This window comes from Arthrobacter sp. CAL618 (genome assembly GCF_000468215.1).
Taxonomy (GTDB): Bacteria; Actinomycetota; Actinomycetes; order Actinomycetales; family Micrococcaceae; genus Arthrobacter_D.
Genome location: NZ_ASZW01000164.1, coordinates 5881 through 10764, shown reverse-complemented (window position 1 = coordinate 10764; position 4884 = coordinate 5881). Strand labels below are relative to the sequence as shown.

The window sequence follows — 4884 nt, the reverse complement described above, 5'->3', positions numbered from 1 at the left end:
TGGTTGGGCCCCCGTTAGCAGTCCAGTGGCTATGCGATAGCTAGTTGGTTTCCTGCGGTCCAGTTTTCCCAGTAAGCCGACGGTGTCATTCCATCGAGGGATCCATGGGGCCGTTCATGATTGTAGATCTGTTTCCATTCATCGGCCAGGTACTTTGCTTCGGCCAGGGTGTCGATGATTTCCCCGGTGAGTTGTTCCCTTCTGAATTGGGCGTTGAATGACTCGGCGTACCCGTTCTGCCACGGCGACCCCGGGTCAATAAAAGCGGTCTCCACCCCCGCGGTTTGGCACCAGCTGATCAGCGCCGCGGCGGTAAATTCCGGCCCGTTATCCGAGCGGACATACGTCGGCACGACACCGGTTTCGGCGATGATGTCCTCGAGCACCGCGACCACATCCGTCGCGGTGAAAGACCGCCGCGGGATGATGGCCAGGGCGGTACGGGTGTATTCATCGATGACGTTGAAGAATCTCACATGGCGCCCGCAGGAGGTCACATCGGATTGGAAGTCAAAGCTGACCACATGCATCGGATACTGGGCAGCCAACCGCTTCTGCTCACCAGCCCCTGGCCCAGTCCGTCGCTTCTTTCGCGCCCTGGGCTTGCAGGTAAGTCCCTCGAGTCGCCACAGCCGGCGCACCCGCTTCGCGTTCAAGGCCACCCCATGCCAGGCTGGCTGGCTGAGTAGGTGCCAGCGCGCCTTCCGCCACCCCCACGCCGGATGCTTCCCCGCAACAGCCCTCAGATCGACCCGCAGCCGGTGGTCTTCGAAGCTCGCGACCGGCCGCCCCTTGCGCAACGCGGAACGGTTCTGGCCCAGGATCTTGCAGGCGAGTCTTTCGGACGCCCCGAACTTCTCCTGCGCCATGCGCACCGCACGCCGCCGAGGTTCCGGGCTCAAAATTTTCCCCGCGCCACCTCATTGAGTATGTCGATGGTCAGTTCCTTCTCCGCAACCAGCTTCTTCAGCCGGGCGTTTTCCTTCTCGAGCTCCCGTACCGCTTTGGTCTGGCCGGCGTTGTGCTCGGAACCGTATTGGTTCAGCCACCGGTACCAGGTCGCTTCGGTAACCTGCAGTTCCTTCACGACCTCAATCATCGGCCGTCCATCGTTGAGCATCTTCTGGCCCTGCCGGACCTTCGCGATGACCTGATCAGGGGTATGTCTACGTGCCATATCGGTGAATTTCCTCCTGCACCCATTATCGGATGCGAAACTCACATAATCACTGGACTCCTACCCGGGGACCCAACCACCTGGAGACAGCCACAGAGGGGGCGCGCGGGCGATGCTGCGTAAGACTCGCAGGGGAGACTGACGATGAGCGATGGCGCCACGGATTTCCGGGTGTCAAGGTTGCTGGTGACAGACTGTAGAAGGCATCACTCCACCACGCGAAAGGACCAGCACACATGAGGACGCCGGACTGGGTAGAGCACGTGGTGTGGTGGCAGGTCTATCCGCTGGGCTTTTCTGGAGCCGAAAAATCGGCCCGGCATACATCGGACGACGCCGATCGGCGCCACACAGACGGCGGGGATCCGGCTCCCGCACCGCGCGGTCTGACGCAGCTGGTGGAGTGGCTCGACTACATCGTCGAGATGGGCGCTTCCGGCCTCGCCCTGGGCCCGGTTTTTGCCTCCGAAACCCACGGCTACGACACCACGGACTATTACCGCATTGATCCCCGGTTCGGCACCGATGCCGACTTCGACGAACTAATCAGGCAGGCCCACGCGCGCGGGATCCGGGTCCTCCTTGACGGGGTTTTCAACCACACTGGCCGCTCTTTCTCCCCCTTCAGCCAGGCGCTCGAGCAGGGGCCGGGGGCGCCGACGGCGGACTGGTTCAGCTTCTCTTGGCCTGACATCTGGGTGCCGGGCACTGAACCCGGGTATAAAGACTTTGAAGGCCACCACCACCTCGTGGCACTGAACCATGAACAGCCCGCTGTGGTGGATTTTGTGGCAGGTGTGATGAAGCACTGGCTTCGCCGCGGTGCCGACGGGTGGCGCCTCGACGCCGCCTATGCGGTGCCGTCGTCGTTCTGGGCTGGCGTCCTTGACGATGTCCGCTCGGAGTTCCCAGAGGCCTATTTTGTGGGGGAGTATATCCACGGTGACTATCCTGAGGACGTCCGCGCCGGGCACCTTAATTCAGTCACCCAGTACGAGCTGTGGAAGGCGATCTGGAGTTCACTTGCGGAAGCGAACTTCTATGAGCTGACCGCCGCGTTGGAGCGCCACAACAGCTTTCTGGACACCTTTGTGCCGCTGACCTTTATCGGCAACCATGACGTTACGCGCATAGCGAGCCGGCTGGCGCCGTCGGGTCGCCTGGCCCACGCATTGGTGCTGCTGTTCACCCTGCCGGGCACTCCCGTGATCTACTACGGCGATGAACAGGGCTACCGGGGCATCAAGGAGGATCGCGCCGGGGGTGACGACGACATTCGTCCTGCCTTCCCCGCTTCCCCGGCCGACCTCTCAGCCGTCGGGCAACCGCTGTATACCCTGCACAGGGAATTGATCGGGCTGCGGCGCCGGAACCACTGGGTGCACGCATCCCGGACCCGGGTGCATACGCTCAACAACGAACAGCTGCTCTACGAGGTGCACGACGCCGGTCAGGCCCTGTTCGTGGCAATGAATCTTGAGGACACTTCGGTCACGCTGGAGCTTCCGGCCGCGGCGCGCGAACTTCTGGCCGGCGCGGGCGGGCTCGACATCCCGGGTGGTTCGCTGACCCTGCCTCCGAAGGGGTGGGCCATTTTAGGCCTAGCTGACGCCTAGTACGGCTTGATGGTGCCTAAGCGTTGTTTGGGTACGGCAGCCGATGCAGGTGCCTTGCGGGCACCAGCATTCAGTTGCCACTGACGCGACGTCAGGCCTTAGGGCCGGTTCCATGACCATTTCGATTGTGGACACTAGAGCTGGGATGGCAGCCGTATTGAAGGCGCCGAGGCCCTTCACACTCCCAGTACCTATCACCCGAACTTCTTCCATTGCCCTTCGGAGACCACCTCTACGGAGCCACCGACAACCATGATGGCGGTCTGCTCGTCGATGGCATAGGCAGGGCATCCGACGTCGGCGGCCCAGCGCTCGGCGTGGGCCGGTGTATTGGTTGGGAAAGCGTTCAAGTGAGGGAAGATGGAAAAGTCCACCACCCCCAGCGTGCGATCGTCCGGCGCTGAGGGCCACTCGACGAAGTGCTCGCCGATCCGGGGCGCCATCACCATGCTTCCGGCACTCACTCCGACCCACACAGTGTCTGGGAATGACGGCAGCAGCTCGGCCAGTCCGGACTCCCGCATCCAATGAGACAGGTAGGTCGCGTCGCCGCCGTCGACCAATATCGCGTCGGCTTCTCGAAGCCAGGGGATCCATCGCTCCTGGCCGATGGTGGGCAGCGCGGTGAGCTCAAGAACTCCAAGGGAAGCCCAGCCCAGGCCGGACAAGTGACGGAAGTCGGGCTCGGCGGCCAGCAGGCCCCGCACCGATGCCGGTCCGCACATCGGGTGGCCCCACTGCGCTGTCGGAACGACCAAGGCATGGCATTGGCCGATCGGCTTGTCGAGAAGCTGCACGAGCGCCGAGTGAATGCTCGGGTTCGTCACGCCGCCTGACGTAAGCAAGAGTTTCAAACGTTCCTCCGAAGTTCGCGTCCGGATGTGGATGTGCCTGACGGCGCGGGACCGGACTGGAATTCACCGGCCGATGTGGTAGGTCTGCTGGCCTCGCTCGGCCCTTCAATAGGTACACAGCTGGTGAAACTTTGTCCACAGTTCGGCATGGGTGCAGACCTCATCCGGGCGAGCCATAAGAGTGCACGAATCAGTCACACGCGATCCCTTCCTACCATCCCGGTGATGCCGATCGCTGATCCGATAGGAAAGGAACACCACGTGACGCGGAGGGGATCAGCTCATGGGCGGGTTGGTTAGTCGCCCCGCGAGGTCTGCGCCGCAGCCAACCAGGCAATTTCTATCAAGAATGGCGGTTGCTTCAACTTCGACACGCAGGTCGGGTTCGAAGAGGTAATCGACGCCGATAAGGGATGCGGGCGGCATCGGGAGGGGCAAGCCGATTTCATCCGTCACAGCGTCTATAGGCCACAGGCTCGCCGTTGGACGGGCGCGCGATCTGGCCCGATACGTGCACGTGTCGGGTACCTGTGGCGACAGCAACGTGGTGGTAAGGGACGGGCTGCATGAGTGTCTTGGGGGAAGAAAGGTGAACGGCCATCGAAGTGCTCCTTGTTGTGCGAGCGGCCGATGCGCTTCAGCGAATTGAGGCGCAGCATCCCGGCAGTGACGCAAAAGTCACTCACCGCCACTTTGAGGCGGTTGGAACGTAACGGGATCATCCGCCGCGTCCTCCTCACCACACGTCCCGTGGCGGTTGAATACAGCATCACCCCGCTCGATAAGACCCTCCGGCCACCGGTAGAGGTAATGCTCGACTGGGTCGCCGAGCAGATGCCGCTCATCGAGCAGGCACGTCGCCGTTACGACGACGAACTGGACGGGCCGGACGCCAAACAGCCGTGCTGACGAGCACAACCACAGACTCAAGCAACATTGCTTGAGGTAGGGGATCGGCTACTGCCCCGCGGTGAGCCGTTTGAGCACAGCCCCGGGACCACCTGTCAGCTCGAAGAGGGTTCCGAACGGTTGCGTGCCGTGACGGCGAGGATCGCGGTGGCAGCGCCGGCCGCTGTTGCGGCTGCGGACCAGGAGCGTCGACGTTGGCCAATGATCACACCTGCGAATGCCCAGAGAAGGGTGCCGGTGTAAAAACGGGAGGAGATGCTTGTGTGCTCCGGTGCAAGGGCAGCCCTGGTGCCAAGTACACCGAGCCCTGCGAGAAGGGCGGCTCCCG

4 protein-coding genes are annotated in these 4884 nt (G+C 62.6%); 2 read left to right on the top strand and 2 right to left on the bottom strand.

Going from position 1 to position 4884, the window contains the following annotated elements; all coding sequences use genetic code 11:
* Positions 1 to 29: 29 nt before the first annotated feature.
* Positions 30 to 1177, bottom strand: a protein-coding gene (locus K728_RS0110245) for an IS3 family transposase (protein ID WP_116779319.1) whose coding sequence is annotated in 2 segments (ribosomal slippage) — positions 30 to 913 and positions 913 to 1177 — 1149 coding nt in all. Because the reading frame shifts where the segments join, the coding sequence is not laid out codon by codon here.
* 236 nt (positions 1178 to 1413) lie between these two features.
* Here K728_RS0110245 and K728_RS0110235 point away from each other — a divergent pair.
* On the top strand, positions 1414 to 2793 hold the full coding sequence (locus K728_RS0110235) for an alpha-amylase family glycosyl hydrolase (RefSeq protein ID WP_024476629.1): 1380 nt from the start codon (positions 1414 to 1416) through the stop codon (positions 2791 to 2793).
* 194 nt (positions 2794 to 2987) lie between these two features.
* Here K728_RS0110235 and K728_RS0110230 read toward each other — a convergent pair whose 3' ends face one another.
* On the bottom strand, positions 2988 to 3647 hold the full coding sequence (locus tag K728_RS0110230) for a Type 1 glutamine amidotransferase-like domain-containing protein (protein WP_024476628.1): 660 nt from the start codon (positions 3645 to 3647) through the stop codon (positions 2988 to 2990).
* Between the two features lie 630 nt (positions 3648 to 4277).
* Between K728_RS0110230 and K728_RS0110225 the strand changes: the two genes are divergently transcribed.
* Positions 4278 to 4556, top strand: coding sequence for a winged helix-turn-helix transcriptional regulator (locus K728_RS0110225; protein WP_084442866.1), 279 nt, complete (start codon positions 4278 to 4280; stop codon positions 4554 to 4556).
* The last annotated feature ends 328 nt before the right edge of the window (positions 4557 to 4884 follow it).

What these genes read in the sequence shown, in the direction of transcription:
- K728_RS0110225 (WP_084442866.1), top strand. Translation starts at nt 4,278, where the DNA reads ATGCGCTTCAGCGAATTGAGGCGCAGCATCCCGGCAGTGACGCAAAAG.
- K728_RS0110235 (WP_024476629.1), top strand. Translation starts at nt 1,414, where the DNA reads ATGAGGACGCCGGACTGGGTAGAGCACGTGGTGTGGTGGCAGGTCTAT.